Raw genomic sequence first — 17,484 nt, 5'->3', positions numbered from 1 at the left:
TTGCGTTGGGGAGCCGGTTCGTATGACCGCTATGTTTATTCACTACATGGCGCCGATCATGTTCGGCTCCCTGGTGATCTTCCTGCTGCTCGGCTATCCGGTCGCTTTCTCGCTCGCCGCCAACGGCCTGATGTTCGCGTTCATCGGCATCGAACTCGGGTTGTTCCGGCCCGATTTCATGCAGGCCCTGCCCGATCGCGTCTATGGCGTGATGAACAACGATACCCTGCTGGCGATTCCGTTCTTCACCTTTATGGGGCTTGTGCTTGAAAGATCCGGCATGGCCGAGGACCTGCTCGAAACCATCGGGCAGTTGTTCGGCTCGATCCGCGGCGGCATCGCCTATGCGGTGGTGTTCGTCGGCGCGCTGCTCGCGGCCACCACCGGCGTGGTCGCCGCATCGGTGATCTCGATGGGCCTGATCTCGCTGCCAATCATGCTGCGCTACGGCTACGACCGCCGCGTCGCCACCGGCGTGATCGCCGCATCGGGCACGCTGGCGCAGATCATCCCGCCGTCGCTGGTGCTGATCGTGATGGCCGACCAACTCGGCCGTTCGGTCGGCGACATGTACGAAGGCGCGTTCATTCCCGGCATCGTGCTGTCGCTGCTTTACGCCGGGTACATCTTCCTGGTGACGGTGTTCGCACCGAAGGCCGTGCCCGGTCTGCCGCTGGAAGCGCAGACCCTGCGCGAACACGGCACCCTGCAGAGCCCGATGATCCTGCCGCTCGCGGCGATCTCGGCAGCCGCCGCCTCCTATTTTTTCGCGGTGCATCTCGACGGATTCAGCTGGAGCATGCCGGCGTTCGACAAGGTCGGCCTGTCCACGCTGGTGATGCAGGGCTTCTGGTTCGTGATCCTGCTCGCGGTGCTGTTCCGGCCGTTCATCGGCCTGATCCGCACCATGACGACCTCGCTGTACCTGGTCGTGGTGTTGTCGACCACGATTGGCATCATCGCGATGCGCTACACCGAGGTGAAGAGCGGCGCGGACTACGTCGTGCTGACGATGTCGGTGACCGTCGGGCTGTCGTTCGTCATCGCCGTGATCAACCGGTTTCTCCGCCTGAAGCTGCTGTCCAAACTCGCCGAGCAGGTCGTGTTCGTGATGGTGCCGCCGCTCGGGCTGATCTTCCTGGTGCTCGGCACCATCTTCATCGGCGTAGCGACCCCGACCGAGGGCGGCGCGATGGGCGCCGCGGGCGCGGTGATTCTCGCGCTGATGAAGGGCCGGCTGACCTTCGACCTCACCCGCCAGGCCACCGAGGCGACCGCCAAGCTGTCGGCCTTCGTAGTGATGATCCTGGTCGGCGCCCGCGTGTTCTCGCTGACCTTTTACGGCGTCGACGGCCATCGCTGGGTCGAGGAACTACTGGTCGGCCTGCCCGGCGGGCAGCTCGGCTTCCTGATTTTCGTCAACGCTTTCGTGTTCGTGCTGGCGTTCTTCCTCGACTTCTTCGAACTGGCTTTCATCGTCATTCCCCTGCTTGGACCTGCTGCAGAGAAGCTCGGCATCGACCTGATCTGGTTCGGCGTCATCATGGCCGTGAACATGCAGACCTCGTTCATGCACCCGCCGTTCGGCTTCGCGCTGTTCTATCTGCGCTCGGTGGCACCGAAGGAATCCTATCTCGACAGGGTCACCGGAAAACGGATGGCGCCGGTCACCACCGGACAGATCTACTGGGGCGCCGTGCCGTTCGTGATCATCCAGCTGATCATGGTCGCCCTGGTGATCACGTTCCCGGCGATGGTGATGCACTACAAGGGCGTCGCCAGCACGGTCGATCCGTCCAAGGTGCAGATCGATATCCCGCAGATGGAGACCCCGCAGCTCGACTTCGGCCCACCGAAGTTCTGAGCACCCTGCTCGGCTGGCGGCGATAACGCCGCCGCCTTCCATCTCACCCCCTCAGCCAAATAAAAAACCCGGCCTTCTTTCGAAGGCCGGGTTTGTTGTTTCAGGCGTCGGATCAGCCGCGGGTGCGCGAGCGAATCATGAAGCTGTCGTAAGTGTATTCGGCGACCTGCCACCACAGATACTGGTCGGAGCGATAGGCCTGCATCGCGTCGATCGCCTTCTTGAAGTCGGCGTTCTTCGCCGAGATTTCGCCCCACAGCTCGTTGGTGGCCTTGAGGCAGGCATCGAGGATTTCGTTGGAGAACGGACGCAGCTGCGTGCCGCTCGCCACCAGTCGCTTCAACGCGGTCGGATTCTGCATATCATAGCGTGCCGCCATCCAGGTGTTGGTTGACTCGGCGGCGTTGGCCAAGATCGACTGATAGTTCTTCGGCAGCGCATTGAACTTTTCGAGGTTCGCGAAGGCATGCACGGTCGGGCCGCCTTCCCAGAAGCCCGGATAGTAATAGTACTTCGCGACCTTCTGGAAGCCGAGCTTCTCGTCGTCATAGGGGCCGACCCATTCGGCCGCGTCGATGGTGCCCTTTTCCAGCGCCGGATAGATGTCGCCGCCGGCGATCTGCTGCGGCACAACGCCGACCTTCTGAAGCACCTGACCGGCGATGCCGCCGATCCGCATCTTCAGGCCCGACATGTCTGCGACGGTCTTGATTTCCTTACGGAACCAACCGCCCATCTGGGTGCCGGTGTTGCCGCAGGGGAAGCCGACCACGCCGTGCTTCTTGTAGAATTCGTTGGCCAGTTCGTTGCCGCCGCCTTGATACAGCCACGAGTTCTGCTGCCGCGCGTTGAGACCGAACGGCACCGACGCGAACACCGCGAAGGTCGGATCCTTGCCGACATAGTAGTAGGAAACCGTGTGGCTCATCTCCACGGTGCCGTTCGACGTGGCGTCGAGCGCCTGCAGACCCGGAACCACTTCGCCGGCGGCGAACACCTGGATTTGGAATTTGTTGTCGGTCATCTCGGCGACCTGCTTCGCGAGATATTCCGCACCGCCATAGATCGTGTCGAGAGACTTCGGGAAGCTCGAGGTCAACCGCCACTTCACCTCGGGAGACGACTGAGCGATCGCCGGCGAGGCCACCGCCGCGACCGCGGCGCCGGTTGCTGATACTTTCAGAAAGTCACGACGTTTCATAAGGCATCTCCTTGTTGCCGGCGTTCCCGGATTCCTTGGCTTGCGTTTGACGGAAGAAGCGATCCGCACGAAGCCGCTTGGTGAAGCGTCTCTATCACGGATGGCTGGCGGCGGGAACGCCGCGGCGGGCATGAACGTGGAGATTAAACCAAAGTCGAAGGCGAATATTCTTTGCGGCTGCGCGCGGTCCTTTGCGGCACCGCGCGCAGCGCCCCTGCGTCAGATTGCTGCGGCGGTCTTCAGGCGATCACGGACCTGACCTGCGATAGCGCGATAGATCCCCGCATGCGGACCGTTCGGCTCGCTCTCCACCACCGGTCTGCCGGCGTCGGAGGCGGCGCGAATGTCGATGTGCAGCGGGACTTCGCCGAGGAACGGCACGCCCAGCCGCTCAGCCTCATGGCGGGCTCCGCCGTGGCCGAAGATATCGGACCGCGTACCGCATTCCGGACACAGGAAGTAGCTCATGTTCTCGATGATGCCGAGCACCGGCACATTGACCTTGGTGAACATCGCCAGCCCGCGCCGCGCGTCGATCAGCGCCAGATCCTGTGGCGTCGAGACGATCACCGCCCCTTTCAGCGGCACGTTCTGCGCCAATGTGAGCTGAGCGTCCCCGGTACCCGGCGGCATGTCGACCACGAGGACGTCGAGCTGCCCCCAATCGACGTCGCGTAGCATCTGGGTGATCGCGGACATCACCATCGGCCCTCGCCAGATCATCGGCGCTTCCTCTTCGACCAGGAAGCCGATCGACATGATCGACAGTCCGAAGCGCTTGATCGGGATCATCCGGCGGCTGTCGTCGAGCTGCGGCTTCTCCTGGATGCCGGTCAGTCGCGGCACCGACGGGCCGTAGATGTCCGCGTCCAGCAGCCCGACCCGCAGGCCGAGATCGCGCAGCCCGAGCGCCAGATTGAGCGAGGTGGTCGACTTGCCGACGCCGCCCTTGCCGGACGCCACCGCGATCACCGCGCGCACGCCGGGAATCTCCGCCTGCTTCGACATCGGCGACTGCGCGCCGCCGGCCGGCGCCGGCCGATGCGCCGCGGCCGGCGCGACGCCGGATCGTGGCGGCTGCGCCGCGCCAGGGCGGCGCTCGGCGGTCAACGCGGCGAGCGCGCTGGTGACGCCGGGAACCGCACGCACGGCCGCCTCGGCCGCGGCCCGCACGCTTTCCCAAGACCGCGCCTCGGCGGCATCGACATTGATCGAGAAATAGACCTTGCCGTCGGTTACCGCGATTTCAGACAGAACATCAGCTTGCGTGAGTGCCACGCCGCGCGGCGTCATCACCTTGGCCAGGCTGTCGCGAATCTGTTGTTGCGTCACGCTCAATGGACTTCTCCTCCGCCGATCCGCGCCAGACCGAACATATGGGGTGGTTGGGTTCAAGGACAGAATTCAACTCTCACCCGCCCTCGCCATCGTTACGGCTGGTCTTACAGCAGCGGATGATCTCGGCGAAACGGTCTTTTGCACTGCAAGAGATACGGCCCCAGCAATTCGATCGAAGACAATTGCCCCCGTCAGCCCCTTGCCCGTCGAGCCTCGCGGCCTATGCTGACTCACCTGCCGCGGGCCTGCATCAGGCTACGCTGACTGCCTCAACTCGATTCGGCCGGCATTCGATCGGGCCGCGCAATCTGAAGGGTACAGACATGGCCAAAGTCGCTTTCCTCGGTCTCGGCGTGATGGGTTTTCCGATGGCCGGACATCTCGTCAAAAAGGGAGGGCACGACGTCACCGTCTATAATCGTACCGCCGCAAAAGCAAAGAGCTGGGCCGATCAGTTTGGAGGCCGCACGGCGGCGACGCCGGCTGAAGCGGCCAAGGATCAGGACTTCGTGATGGCCTGCGTCGGCAACGACCACGACTTGCGGGCAGTGACCACAGGCGACGACGGCGCGTTCGCGGCGATGAAATCCGGCGCGATCTTCGTCGATCACACCACCGCGTCCGCCGAGGTCGCGCGCGAGCTGGATGCGGCCGCGACCAAGGCCGGCTTCGCCTTCATTGATGCGCCGGTGTCGGGCGGCCAGGCCGGCGCCGAGAACGGCGTCCTGACGGTGATGTGCGGCGGCAGCGACGGGGCCTATGCCAAGGCCGAGCCGGTGATCGCGTCCTATGCGCGGATGTGCAAGCTGCTCGGACCGGCCGGCTCCGGCCAGCTCACCAAGATGGTCAATCAGATCTGCATCGCCGGGCTGGTCCAGGGGCTGTCGGAAGGCATCCACTTCGCCAAGAAGGCGGGCCTCGACGTCAACGCCGTGATCGACACCATCTCCAAGGGCGCCGCGCAGTCCTGGCAGATGGAGAACCGGCACAAGACGATGAACGACGGCAAATACGATTTCGGCTTCGCGGTCGAATGGATGCGCAAGGACCTGTCGATCTGCCTGGCCGAGTCCCGCCGCAACGGCGCCAGCCTGCCGGTGACCGCGCTGGTGGATGCCTTCTACGCCGAAGTCGAAAAGATCGGCGGACGCCGTTGGGACACCTCCAGCCTGCTGGCACGGCTCGAACGCTGAGGCGCCGGGCTCACAATTGTCTGAGGATCGCGGTTTTCACGGCGCGGTAACCTCGATCATTAGCCAGTCGTTAACCGGAATATCTTTCCCTCTAAGGCTGCTCTTAAGGATTTGAAGCCAGATATAGGCTGATGTAACTGCGCGCGTTTTTGCGCTGGAATTGTGTTGGTTGATGAGTGAGTCCGCCGAAAAGCCCGAAGTGTTCCAGCTTCCGGCCGAGAGCCCGGTGGTCGCCCCGGCACGTAACCGGCGCGCTGCCGCGCAGCGCGTCCGCGAAGCTCGCGATCGGCTGACCTCGACCAGCGGCACCCGCCCGGCCTTCGATCACGAACTCGTCCGGCAATACGCGCAGACCCGGCTGTCGGCGTCCTTCGTCATCATGCTGCTGGTGGTCGTCACCGGCGCGCTGTTCGGAGTCTGGCTCGATCCGATCACTGCCGGCGCCTGGACCGTCGGGATGCTGTGCGTCCATGCCGTGGTGATCCGCAACTGCAACCGCTTCCTGCAGGAACCGGCCTCGCCGCCCCGCACTCGCGGCTGGCGGCGGCGCTTCGTAGCGCTCGATCTGCTGTATGGCCTCGCCTGGACCACGATCCTGGTGCACCCTCTCGGGCTCACTGTCGTCTCCAACACGCTGCTGATGTTCTTGATGCTGCTGGTGGTCGCGGTCTCCAGCATGCTGGCCGCGAGCCTGCCGATCGCGGCGCTGGCGACGACGGTGCCGGTGACCTGCGCGATCGCGTTGAACTTCATCCTCGGCGGCACCTTCGACAGCTACGTGCTGGCGGCGCTCACGGTCGCGGCCGAGGGCTATTTCGCCCTGCTCGCCCATCGCCTGCACTCGACGACGCTGGCGACCCTGGAAGCGCGCGCCGAAAAGGACGCGCTGATCGGCGAACTCGAACAGGCCAAGGCGATTTCGGACGAGGCGCGGCACCGCGCCGAAGCCGCGAACGTCGCCAAGTCGCGGTTCCTCGCGCAGATGAGTCACGAACTGCGCACGCCGCTCAACGCCATTCTCGGCTTTTCCGAAGTGATGAAGAGCGAAATTTTCGGCGCGCACGCCGTGCCGGTCTACAAGGACTACTCGGCGGACATCCACAATTCCGGCGTCCACCTGCTCAACCTGATCAACGAAATTCTCGACCTGTCGCGGATCGAGGCAGGCCGCTACGAGCTCAACGAGGAAGCGATCTCACTTGTCCATGTCGTGAGCGACTGTCACCACCTGCTGAAGCTGCGCGCCTCCAGCCGCGGCATCACCATCCACGAAGTTTTCGAACAAGGCATGCCGCGGATCTGGGGCGACGAGCGCGCCGTGCGTCAGGTCGTGCTCAATCTGCTGTCGAACGCGATCAAGTTTACGCCGCAGGGCGGCGAGATCTGGCTCAAGGTCGGCTGGACCGCGTCGGGCGGTCAATATCTCAGCGTCAAGGACACCGGCTCGGGCATCCCCGAGGAGGAAATCCCGATCGTGCTGGCCTCGTTTGGGCAAGGCTCCAACTCGATCAAATCTGCCGAACAGGGAGCCGGCCTGGGACTGCCGATCGCCAAGAGCTTGGTGGACATGCACGGCGGCACCTTCACGCTGAAGTCGAAATTGCGGATCGGCACCGAAGTGATCGTGACCTTCCCGCCAGAGCGTGTGATGTCGGCGCTGGCGCCGATGGCGGACGAAGCGCCGCTGCAGCCGAGCCTCGTCGAGACCGACGAGCGCAGCCGTGTTCGCGGCAAGCCGATCATGAACGCCGGCACCGGGCTGTAGCGATGGGGACTTGCGGGAATCGTCCAATGTCCGTCACGATCCAGTATGAGCATCGAGACGCCCTGCATCGCGGTCTGCCTGATCGATCCGCACACCGACTTGTGCTTCGGCTGCGGTCGCACCATGCCGGAGATCGCACGCTGGCATCGGCTCGCGCCAGACGAGCGGCTCGCGATCATGGCGACGCTGCCCGGTCGAATGGCCGAGGCCGGCCTGAAACCACCCAAGCCGCGCATGGATCGCACACCCTGACAGGTGTTCCGTGAGCCGGATCCTGCTCGTGCTCGTGGTGTTGCTCGGGACAGCGGGCGCGGTGGTTGCCTATGGCGATCCGAAGCGCATCTCGGACGCGGGCGATGCGATGTCGACCATGCTGCGCAATCGTGTCGCCGCGGCGACCGCCGCCACCGGCCATCGCCGCGTCGTGCAGATTCCGCGCGGCACCGGCGGTGAGTTTGCCCTGCGCGCGAAGGTCAACGGCGTCAGCGCCCCAATGGTGATCGATACCGGCGCGACCTCGGTCGTCCTCACTTATGAGACCGCAAAGGCGGCCGGGCTGCCGCTCGAGATTCTCGATTTCAACGTCGATGTGGAAACCGCGGGGGGGCGCACCCGCGCCGCCAGGCTGTCGCTCGACAGCATCGCGATCGGCAGACTGGTGGAACGCTCGGTGCCGGCGCTGGTGGTGCCGCGCGGCCAGATGAAGACCAATCTGCTCGGCATGAGCTTCCTCGACAGGCTGGAGAGCTGGGAAGTGCGCGCCGATCAGTTGCGGATGCAAGGCTATCCGTGACGAAGCTATCCGTGAGGTAGCTACCGACGGCGAGGCTATCCGTGCCCCGGCAGGATCACGCCGCCTCGGACGTCCTCTCTCCGACCGCGACCATCGCCTTTGCCAACACGCTGACGTCGGCGTCCGGCTTCACCCCGAATTCGGACAGATAGCGCCGGAAAGCCCGCGCGCCGGGCACGCCCTGATACGCGCCGATGAGATGCCGAGTGATCGCATGCAGCCGCACGCCCTGCGCGAGCTGATCCTCGATATACGGCATCAACGCTTCGAGCGCGTCTTTCATCGTGGCGTGGGGCGCAGCTTCGCCGAACAGCTCGGGATCGACGTCGAGCAGCCGCCAAGGCTCCTGATAGGCGGCGCGTCCAAGCATCACGCCGTCGACATAAGCGAGATGTTGCTTCGCCTGCGCGATGCTGGTGATACCGCCATTGATGATGATCGGAACCGCGGGCATCGCCCGCTTCAGCCGATACACCCGGTCGTAATCGAGCGGCGGGATGTCGCGGTTCTCTTTCGGCGACAGGCCATTGAGCCAGGCCTTGCGGGCATGGACGATCAGCGCATCGACGCCGGCCGCGACGACGCTTTGCGCCAGATTGTCGAGCGCCGTCTCCGGATCCTGATCGTCGATGCCGATCCGGCATTTGACCGTCACCGGAATCGTCACCGCTTGTTTCATTGCGGCGACGCAGTCCGCGACCAGCATCGGCTCCGCCATCAAGCAGGCGCCGAACCGGCCTTCCTTCACCCGATCGGACGGACAGCCGACATTGAGATTGATCTCGTCATAGCCAAAGTCTTCGCCGATCGTCGCGGCGGTCGCGAGGTCGGCCGGATTGGAACCGCCGAGTTGCAGCGCCACCGGATGTTCAGATGCGTCGAACCCGAGCAGCCGCTGCCGGTCGCCACGGATCACCGCGCCGCAGGTCAGCATCTCGGTGTAGAGCCGGCCGCGTCTGGTCAGCAGACGATGGAATACGCGGCAGCGCGTATCCGTCCATTCCATCATCGGCGCAGTGCAGAATTTCCACTTATCGACCAATGACTTCGTCCGCGGATCGGTGACACCAGATTTGATCGTGGCAGCGATACATGAAGCAGGAGATTATTTCCAGTTACATCATGGGCTTGGGCTCGCCCCAGGATGGCCCGTATGAACTGGCGCCGCTGCGGCGGTCGGCTGGATATCGCTCACGCAGGCGCGCGTAGCGCGCCATCGCTGACCGGATTCTCCGTATCGAGCCGCCTTCCCCGCTTATCGCGGTCCGCACGGATCACGATCTCCTTAAGCTCACCGTTGGAAACAACAACCACCACGAACACCAATCTGCCGCCGGCGTGGTGAAGCCCTGCACTGATCGCATTGCCAGGGCCGTATTTCTCGGCAATCGCAATCGCTTCGGAAAGAGCCATCCTCGATCGCTTGAAGTCGTCGATATTCCTCCGGTCTTCGCCGTGCAGGTCGGACGTCGACATCACCATCGCGGACCGAACGATCTGTCGTGTCGTGGCGTCGACCACGGTGTTCCAGATCCTGTCGCCGCGATAGGATTTGACGTCGAACGATGGCGCGGCGCCGTCGCCGTTGAAGCTGAGATCATAGACCCTGAATCCGATCAGGTTCTTTTCCACGATCCGGACAATGTCCGCGCCGGATCCGACGATCGGTCCGGCTTGTTCCTGGTTGGACGTCCCGGCCGGATCTTCAATTGCATCCGGAAGCTCAAGCGCGGAATGCACAACGGACGCCTGACCGAGCAACAGCAACGCCGTCGTCAGCGCTGTGAGAGCCATACGCACAGACATACCCGCCTCAATTCACTGGTCGATGAGTCATTGGTCCATGATGCGGCGGCCTGCCGCCGCATCGCCAGCGTTGGTTCAGTTCGCGCCGGCCAAACGCCGGACTGGCGCCGTGTCGGCGACGGGCGCCACCGCCGGACCAAGCGGGGGAGGCGATTTCGACCACGCATGGCCCGACCTCGCCCTGTCGTAGCCGTATTGAAACAACGCGCGCATGTAAGCGGTGTCGAATCCGGCTGGGGACGGTGGCCGCTCGGTTTCGATGTAGGTCAGGTTGAAACCGTATTTGTTGCGGCGGGCAAAATCATAGGTGGTGTAGAGGATCGAGCGGGTCTGCGCCTTGATCAGCGTCGACGACGACCGCGCCGCGATCTCGAGCGTCCGGTTCTGAACCACCTGGAATTCCGGTTCGATCTTGTTGTTCATGAGGATGTAGAGCTGCAGGTCCAACGATTTGCCCCATGACGCGTTGCGCAGCAAATAGGCCTCGGGCAGCGTCAGGACCGGCGCGGTCACACCGCCGTCGACATGCATCTCCTGAAACCGGACGCCAGCGGCTTGCGCATTCACCAGCATCGGCGGAAACACCGCCGGCAGACTCGCTGATGCGGCCACCACGTCTCTGAAAAGGTTGAGGCCTTCCATCGTGTGCAGCGAAGCGATCCGCCCCAGATTCCAGATCACCGCACGCTGGGAATCCAGATTGGTCGTCACAACGAACAACAATCGCCCTTTGGCGTGCTCGGCGGCCACTGCCGCCACGAAATCCGCGTCGATGTACTGAGCAACCAGTTCGCGCAACCGGGTGTTGCCGAACAAACCCGACCCGAAGATCGCATTGAACGGGTTCAGCGAGTCGAGCAGGCTCTCGGCGATGCCGCTGGTGTAGAACTCGCGCAAGGTCGGGTCGTATTGCGGACCGAGAAACGCAAAGGGCGCGATCAGGGCGCCGGTGCTGACCCCCGAGACGATCGAGAACGAGGGACGCGTGCCCGTCTCCGTCCATCCGTTGAGCACGCCCGCGCCATAGGCGCCGTCGGCGCCGCCACCCGACAGCGCCAGATAGGTGCGCGGCCCTGCGATCAATTTGTCGTCCCGGAACGCCGCCGCCGGCTCGTCGGCATAGCGCCGCAGGTTTGTAAGATCGAGAACCCGTGCATCGGCCGCCTCCGCGGCGGTGTACGGCACGCGCGGTTGCGATGCACACCCGGCCAGCAGCCCGCTCAGCGCGATGACGAGAGGGACGACAAGCGACCGTTGAATGTTACGCATGACCATACCCACACAATCGGAGAAAAGACTTAAGGATTTGACGAGGCAGCGCGATGCCGGGCAGCCCTCGGATCGGCGGATTGAGGAGGCGACTGCGTCGACCGGGGAACACGTTCGAGGTAATCCTGATGGATGGCCTGAATGGTCTTGCGGTCATCGAATTTGACCCTCCAACTGCTCGGAGAGCCCTGGCCCACAATCAGCCCTTCCCGATCGCCGTATTTGGGATGGCGGGCTCGTCCGAGCGCGCTCATCCGAACACGGGCGCCGCGACACAGCGACGGCAGCGAGGAGTCCAAGTCTTTACGTGTCATGCAGGCGCGCCTTCTTCGGGCATCTTGATACGGAACCACGCAACGTAGAGCGCGGGCAGGAACAGCAGCGTCAGAACCGTTCCGACGATGATGCCACCCATCATCGCGTAGGCCATCGGCCCCCAGAACACCTCGCGCGCGATCGGGATCAGCGCCAGGCTGGCCGCGGCGGCGGTCAACAGGATCGGTCGCATACGATGTTCGGTCGCCTCGACCACCGCTTCCCATGGCGGCTTGCCCTCACTGCGCAAATGTTCGATCTGCACGATCAGAATGACCGAATTGCGGATCAGAATTCCGATCAGCGCCAGCACGCCGAGGATCGCGACGAAGCCGAGCGGCGCCCCACTGGGTAACAATGCCGCGACGACGCCGATCAAAGCCAGCGGTGCGACGGCGAACACCAGAAACAGCCGGCTGAAGCTCTGCAGCTGCACCATCAGGATGGTCGCCATCGCGAACAGCATGATCGGCACGACCGCGGCGATCGGCGCCTGGGACTTTCCACTCTGCTCGACGCTGCCGCCTACCGCGACGGAATAGCCGACCGGCAGCTTCGAGGAGAATTCGGCGATCGGCGCCTTCAACTGCTGGACGACAGTCGCCGGCTGAACGCCATCCCGAATGCTTGCCTTGATGGTGATCGTCGGCAGACGCGACCGCCGCCAGATCGTCGGCTGCTCGAGCTCGTAGCGGAACGTTGCCACCGCCGCGAGCGGAACAGACTGTCCGCTGCTGCCCGACAATTGCAGATTGCGCAGCGTTTCAATCGAACCGCGCTCTGCAGCGTTGGCGCGGCCCAGCACCTTGACCAGATAGATGTCGTCGCGAACCTGAGTGATAGATACGCCGTCGACGATGCTGTTGAGCGTAGACGCGATGTCTTCAGAGGTCACGCCGAGCTGCCGCGCCTTGTCTTGCAGCACGTCGACCTTGACGACCCGCGCGGGCTCCATCCAGTCGAACACCACGTCGCCGAGATGCAGGTTGCCGGCAACGATGCCAGCGAGCTCGCGCGACAGGGCACGTACTTTTGCAATGTCCGGGCCGCTGAGACGATACTGGACCGGCCGCCCGACTGGCGGGCCGATGTCGAGCAGATTCACCAGTGCGTCGGTCCCGGGGAACGTCTTTTTCAGATAGCCCTGCAACTCGCCCCTCAGCCGGTCCCGGTCAGCCAGGCTTCTGGTCACGATCACCATCTGCCCAAACGAGAAATCCGCGGGTTGAACATCGAACGACAACACGAAACGCGGCGCCCCCTGACCGACATAGGTCGACCAGTGATCGATGCCGTCCTTACCCTGCAACGCCTCGCGCTCGAACTGCGCCATCTGCGCGCTGGTCTCGGCAATCGAGCTGTTCTTGGGGAGATTCCAGTCGACGATGAGTTCCTTGCGATCGGAAGATGGGAAGAACTGCTGCTGGACGAACCGCATCCCGACGATCGACAGCGCGAACGCTGCCAGCGTCACCGTGATCGTCAACCAGCGCCGCCGCATGCAAAAAATCAGCACGCGACTGAAGCCGGTCGAAAACCATCCTTTGTTCTCGTGATGGCTCTTCATCTTGTCCGGCAGGATGGTGACGCCGAGCAGAGGCGTGAACAGGACCGCGACGATCCACGATGTCAGCAGCGACACCGCGATCACGACGAACAGCGTGAAGGTGAATTCGCCCGCCGCGCTGCTGTTGAGGCCGATCGGGATGAAGCCCGCGACCGTCACCAGCGTGCCTGTCAGCATCGGAAAGGCAGTCGAGGTGTAGACGTAGGTTGCGGCCTTGGCGAGCGTGTCGCCGACCTCGAGCCGGGCCACCATCATTTCGACCGCAATCATTGCGTCATCGACCAGAAGGCCGAGAGCGATGATCAGCGCCCCCAGCGAAATCCGCTGCAACGAGATTCCGGAATAGGACATCACCATGAAGGTGATCGCCAGCACCAGTGGAATCGAGATCGCGACAACGAGGCCGGCACGCATTCCGAGGCTGATGAAACTGATCGCCAGCACGATGACGACCGCTTCGAATAGAGCCCGGGTGAAGCCCGAAACTGCGTCGTCGACGATCTGCGGCTGATCGGATACCAGATGAACTTCGGCGCCGACCGGCAGGTCGGCTGAGATCCGCGTCATCTCCTTCTTCAGCGCTTGGCCGAATTCGAGCAGATTGGCGCCGGCCTTCATGCCGATCGTCAAGCCGATCGCGGGCTCACCCTTGAACCTGAACAGCGACGTCGGCGGATCGGAATAGCCGCGGCGGATGGTGGCGACGTCGGTGAGCGGAAAGAACCGATCATTGACGCGCAAATTGATCGCTTTGAGGCTCTCCTCCGAGGTGAACTGCCCACTGACCCGCACGCTGATCCGCTCCGGCCCGGCTTGCAGCACACCGGACGGAGTGATCGCATTCTGCGCCTGGAGCGATGTCAGGATCGAACGCTGGTCGAGACCAAGGGCCGCGACTTTGCGGGTCGAGAACTCGAGAAAAATCACCTCGTCCTGCGCGCCGACGATGTCGACGCGGCCGACATTAGGCACCTGCAGGACCTGGGCGCGGACTTCCTCGACCTTGTCTCGCAACTGCCGCTGGGTCAGGCCGTCGCTGGTGAAGGCGTAGATATTGCCGAACACGTCACCGAAGCGGTCGTTGAAACCCGGTCCGATCACGCCCTCCGGAAAGTCACCCTTGATGTCGTTGATCATATTGCGGACGCGGACCCAGGTGGGCGTGACGTCGCGCGCCTTGGTGGTGTCGCGCAGATTGACGAACACCGTCGTCTGTCCGGGCGTGGTGATGCTCTTGGTGTAGTCCAGAGACTCCAGTTCCTCGAGCTTCTTCTCGATCCGGTCGGTGACCTGTCGCGTGGTTTCTTCAGCCGAGGCGCCAGGCCACTTGGCCTGGATCACCATGGTCTTGATGGTGAAGGCAGGGTCTTCTTCGCGTCCGAGCTCGAGGTAGGAGAACAGCCCGGCGAACATGAACGCGATCATGAAGTACCAGACCAGCGAACGATGTTGCAGAGCCCAGTCGGAGAGGTTGAAAGACTTCACGAGACGCTTCCCTCTTCGAACCGGACCTTCTGGCCTTGCTTGAGATGATGCACGCCCGCCGTCACGATACGCGCGCCGGCCTCGATTCCCTCGACGACATCGACCGAACCGTCGTCATTGGTCACGACCTGCACCTTGCGCTTGGTGACCGATTTGGCGGCGGGATCGATCATCCAGACGCTCGATTGGCCGCCCTCCGTCAGGATCGCCGTTGCCGGCAAGCGAAATCCCCGCGCCGGTTTCCCCGGAATGAGCGTCGTAATCGTGGATCCCAGCCGGAACGTCTCCGGCGGATTGTCGAGAGTGATGCGGATCCGGCGTGCTCGGGTCACCGGATCGGCTTGCGGCGAAATCTCACGCACTCTGCCCTCGACGCGGATTCGGGGATCCAGTTGCAGTGCCACCGTCAGCGGCATGCCGGTCCGCAGAACGCCAGCAAGATCGTCGGCGACGTCGATCACCGCCTCGCGGATATCCGGTCGTGCAACCGTCACCACGGTCTGACCGGGATTGACGACTTGTCCGACCTGCACGCCGACTGCGGTGACGACCCCGGCATATTCGTTTTCGAGCTTGGTGTAGCTCAGTTGTTCGCGCGCCTTGGTCAGGCTTGATTGGGCACGAATGACCGCAGCTTGCGCGGCCGAATTGCTCTGCTCTGCGGAATCCAGCGTCGCCTTGGTGGTCGCGCCGGTTTCGATCAGCGTTCGCTGGCGGTTGGCGGTGGCGTTGGCGTTCGCCAATTGCGCCTGAGCCGTCGCAACGTCGGCCAGCGCCGAGCGGACGGCCAGTTCCGCCGCGAACGGATCGATCGCAGCGAGCGCCTGCCCCTTCGAAACGACGTCGCCGATATTGACCGGCCGCGCGATCAGGCGCCCGAGTACACGAAAGCCGTAATCCGTCTTGAACTGAGGTTCGACGGTGCCGACCACGGCCAGGCTTGTTGCCTCCAGCGGCGCGACGACGGTCGACAGCACCGGCCGGATCGGTTCCGGTTGGCTGGCCTTCTCCTGGCAGCCGGCGACCAGCGCGCAGACTGCGATCACGCCAATGATCCGCGGCGAGGTCATGAGTTTTCCCCGTCATAGGTGACGATTTGTGCCGGCCGGAGCAGCTTGCCGCCGTCGACGACGACCCGCTCGCCGGCGGTGAGACCGCCGCCGACCACGATCGAATTGGTTTCGTAGCTCTCGATCACGACATTCTTGAGCGCCACCGCGCGGGTTTTTGGATCGACGACCCAGACGGCCGGCCCAGTGAGATTGGCGTTCAGGGCACTCCAGGGCAGCACGATCTTGTCGACCGGCCTGCCGCGCCCCTCGCCGGTCACGATGCTGCCGAGCGTCATCGCCGCCGGCGGATCTTCGATCGACAGCTTGACCCGGACGGCCCCACTCTTCTGGTCGACCGTGGGAGAAATCTCGCGCGGACGCGCGATCGCGCTGATCGACGGGTCCGACACCATTGTCAGCTTGACGGTGCTGCCCTCGAGCGGCGTCAGGAAGATCGACTCGTTGACGTCGAACACGGCGTCACGGGCGTTATCCTCGGCGAGTGTGTAAGCAGACTGGGCGGATTGCGCGACCTGACCGACCTCGATGTTGCGCGCAGTGATGATCCCCGCAGCGCTGGCCCGAAGCTCGGTATAGCTCAGCGCATCGGTGGCGATGCCCAACTGCGCCTTGGCCGTGTCGAGCGATCCTTCCGCGGTCCGCAACCCCTCTTGCGCCTGATCGAATGCCACCCGGGTGGTGAAGCCGCTGGCCATCAGCGACTTCTGCCGCTCGAAGGTCGCCTTGGCGAGACGCAATTGAGCCTCCGCAGCCGCCACTGCCGCCTGCGCGCCGACAAGGTCGGCGCGTTGCTCGGTCGGATCGATCCTCGCCAGCACGTCGCCGGCCTTCACATGGGCGCCGACATCCACAAGGCGCTCGATCACCCGCCCACTCACCCGGAATGACAATTCAGTGCTGACGCGCGCCTGAACGTCGCCGGTCAGACGAATGACGGTCTGCCGGGGCTGCAACCGCACGAGCTCGGTCTTGACCAAGGCCGCCGGCCGATTCTGGGGAGCTTCTTCACTGCAGCCCGCCAGCACCACGCAAACAGGCAGCCAAAGGACGTTCCGGAGCGAAGGGAGCATGAGGGATCGGCTCATTTGAACAATAGCATAGGCATTTGCTTACTATTGACTGACTCGAAAGTCAATAATATGATGCAGGTGAATGGAGTTCCCATAATGCCTCCTGAAACAAAGAAACGTGCCCGGCGCAAAGCCGAGCGGCCGGCAGAGATCCTCGACGCGGCCTTCGAGGAATTCGTGAAGCACGGCTACTCAGCGGCTCGTCTCGAGGACGTCGCCGCCCTCGCCGGGGTGACCAAGGGAACGATCTATTTTTACTTCGACACCAAGGAACGCGTGTTCGAGGAAATGGTCCGGCACAAATCCAACGAGTTTCTTCCGAATCTAAAAGACTACGCCCTCACCCTCGGAGGTTCGCACACAGAACGCCTGCGTGCATTGGTGATCTTCACTTATGCGCACATTGCGGAGAACCGGGCGTCCCGCGAGATCCTGCGCTTCCTGATCTCCGAGGGAGGCCGATTCCCCGGGCTGGTCGACCGGCATTTTGACGAGTTCGTCGAGCCGATGATGCAGCAGTTCAAGAATGTGATCGATTCCGGCGTCGCCGCCGGCGAGTTCCGCGACGCCCCCGCAACCGCGTTCACCGAAATCGTCATGAGCCCCGCGCTGCTGCTGAGCCTGTGGTCATTGCTGTTCGGCACACGGAGACAATTCGACATGAGCGCCTTCACGGAAGCCAGCATCGATCTCATCATGCGCGGCCTTGCCAAATGATCGGGCCGCTGCATGCGTGAAGCGGCCA

14 protein-coding genes are annotated in these 17,484 nt (G+C 63.5%); 6 read left to right on the top strand and 8 right to left on the bottom strand.

Annotated elements, in window-relative coordinates:
• The first annotated feature begins 22 nt into the window (after positions 1–22).
• Positions 23–1,864, top strand: coding sequence for a TRAP transporter large permease (locus BMY71_RS10525; RefSeq protein ID WP_092683562.1), 1,842 nt, complete (start codon positions 23–25; stop codon positions 1,862–1,864).
• 112 nt (positions 1,865–1,976) lie between these two features.
• Here the strand turns inward: BMY71_RS10525 and BMY71_RS10520 are convergent, their stop codons facing one another.
• Both BMY71_RS10520 and BMY71_RS10515 read right to left on the bottom strand, forming a co-directional pair.
• Positions 1,977–3,065 (bottom strand): TRAP transporter substrate-binding protein, encoded by a 1,089-nt coding sequence (locus BMY71_RS10520; RefSeq protein WP_011502468.1) that lies wholly within the window; start codon positions 3,063–3,065, stop codon positions 1,977–1,979.
• 219 nt (positions 3,066–3,284) lie between these two features.
• A complete protein-coding gene (locus BMY71_RS10515) occupies positions 3,285–4,403 on the bottom strand; it encodes an Mrp/NBP35 family ATP-binding protein (protein WP_092683560.1) in 1,119 nt (372 codons plus the stop codon).
• 308 nt (positions 4,404–4,711) lie between these two features.
• Between BMY71_RS10515 and BMY71_RS10510 the strand changes: the two genes are divergently transcribed.
• The 4 genes from BMY71_RS10510 (at position 4,712) to BMY71_RS10495 (ending at position 8,154) form a co-directional block, all read left to right on the top strand.
• Complete coding sequence (locus tag BMY71_RS10510) at positions 4,712–5,596, top strand: NAD(P)-dependent oxidoreductase (RefSeq protein ID WP_283804815.1); 885 nt, start codon at positions 4,712–4,714, stop codon at positions 5,594–5,596.
• A gap of 172 nt (positions 5,597–5,768) precedes the next feature.
• On the top strand, positions 5,769–7,361 hold the full coding sequence (locus tag BMY71_RS10505) for a sensor histidine kinase (RefSeq protein WP_092683558.1): 1,593 nt from the start codon (positions 5,769–5,771) through the stop codon (positions 7,359–7,361).
• 45 nt (positions 7,362–7,406) lie between these two features.
• On the top strand, positions 7,407–7,613 hold the full coding sequence (locus BMY71_RS10500) for a DUF1289 domain-containing protein (protein ID WP_092683556.1): 207 nt from the start codon (positions 7,407–7,409) through the stop codon (positions 7,611–7,613).
• A gap of 10 nt (positions 7,614–7,623) precedes the next feature.
• The gene (locus BMY71_RS10495; RefSeq protein ID WP_011502463.1) at positions 7,624–8,154 is read left to right on the top strand and encodes a TIGR02281 family clan AA aspartic protease; all 531 of its coding nucleotides are present in this window, start codon (positions 7,624–7,626) and stop codon (positions 8,152–8,154) included.
• A gap of 55 nt (positions 8,155–8,209) precedes the next feature.
• On the opposite strand, the gene dusA is transcribed toward BMY71_RS10495, so the two are convergent.
• The 6 genes from dusA to BMY71_RS10460 form a co-directional block, all read right to left on the bottom strand.
• A complete protein-coding gene (dusA, locus tag BMY71_RS10490; RefSeq protein WP_283804814.1) occupies positions 8,210–9,196 on the bottom strand; it encodes a tRNA dihydrouridine(20/20a) synthase DusA in 987 nt (328 codons plus the stop codon).
• A 149-nt stretch (positions 9,197–9,345) separates the two neighbouring features.
• On the bottom strand, positions 9,346–9,915 hold the full coding sequence (locus tag BMY71_RS10485) for a hypothetical protein (protein WP_244526023.1): 570 nt from the start codon (positions 9,913–9,915) through the stop codon (positions 9,346–9,348).
• Positions 9,916–10,035: 120 nt separating this feature from the next.
• Positions 10,036–11,229: a patatin-like phospholipase family protein gene (locus BMY71_RS10480; RefSeq protein WP_092683729.1), complete on the bottom strand. Its 1,194-nt coding sequence runs from the start codon at positions 11,227–11,229 to the stop codon at positions 10,036–10,038.
• A gap of 310 nt (positions 11,230–11,539) precedes the next feature.
• Positions 11,540–14,596 (bottom strand): efflux RND transporter permease subunit, encoded by a 3,057-nt coding sequence (locus tag BMY71_RS10470; protein ID WP_092683552.1) that lies wholly within the window; start codon positions 14,594–14,596, stop codon positions 11,540–11,542.
• Positions 14,593–15,666, bottom strand: a complete 1,074-nt coding sequence (locus BMY71_RS10465; protein ID WP_011502457.1) for an efflux RND transporter periplasmic adaptor subunit — start codon at positions 15,664–15,666, stop codon at positions 14,593–14,595. The genes BMY71_RS10470 and BMY71_RS10465 overlap by 4 nt, the downstream gene beginning before the upstream one ends.
• Positions 15,663–16,739: an efflux RND transporter periplasmic adaptor subunit gene (locus BMY71_RS10460; protein WP_283804813.1), complete on the bottom strand. Its 1,077-nt coding sequence runs from the start codon at positions 16,737–16,739 to the stop codon at positions 15,663–15,665. Before BMY71_RS10460 ends, BMY71_RS10465 begins: the two co-directional genes overlap by 4 nt.
• A gap of 96 nt (positions 16,740–16,835) precedes the next feature.
• Here BMY71_RS10460 and BMY71_RS10455 point away from each other — a divergent pair, with 96 nt between their 5' ends.
• Positions 16,836–17,456, top strand: a complete 621-nt coding sequence (locus tag BMY71_RS10455) for a TetR/AcrR family transcriptional regulator (RefSeq protein ID WP_092683548.1) — start codon at positions 16,836–16,838, stop codon at positions 17,454–17,456.
• Positions 17,457–17,484: the final 28 nt, after the last annotated feature.

It is taken from the genome of Rhodopseudomonas pseudopalustris (genome assembly GCF_900110435.1).
Classification (GTDB): Bacteria; Pseudomonadota; Alphaproteobacteria; order Rhizobiales; family Xanthobacteraceae; genus Rhodopseudomonas; species Rhodopseudomonas pseudopalustris.
Note: the sequence above shows the minus strand (reverse complement) of the source record. Positions and strands in the feature narration are given on the sequence as shown.

Coding starts and splice junctions, on each gene's coding strand:
- BMY71_RS10525 (WP_092683562.1), top strand. CDS start 23: ATGACCGCTATGTTTATTCACTACATGGCGCCGATCATGTTCGGCTCC.
- BMY71_RS10520 (WP_011502468.1), bottom strand. CDS start 3,065: ATGAAACGTCGTGACTTTCTGAAAGTATCAGCAACCGGCGCCGCGGTC.
- BMY71_RS10505 (WP_092683558.1), top strand. CDS start 5,769: ATGAGTGAGTCCGCCGAAAAGCCCGAAGTGTTCCAGCTTCCGGCCGAG.
- BMY71_RS10500 (WP_092683556.1), top strand. CDS start 7,407: ATGAGCATCGAGACGCCCTGCATCGCGGTCTGCCTGATCGATCCGCAC.
- BMY71_RS10480 (WP_092683729.1), bottom strand. CDS start 11,229: ATGCGTAACATTCAACGGTCGCTTGTCGTCCCTCTCGTCATCGCGCTG.
- BMY71_RS10465 (WP_011502457.1), bottom strand. CDS start 15,666: ATGACCTCGCCGCGGATCATTGGCGTGATCGCAGTCTGCGCGCTGGTC.
- BMY71_RS10460 (WP_283804813.1), bottom strand. CDS start 16,739: ATGCTCCCTTCGCTCCGGAACGTCCTTTGGCTGCCTGTTTGCGTGGTG.
- BMY71_RS10455 (WP_092683548.1), top strand. CDS start 16,836: ATGCCTCCTGAAACAAAGAAACGTGCCCGGCGCAAAGCCGAGCGGCCG.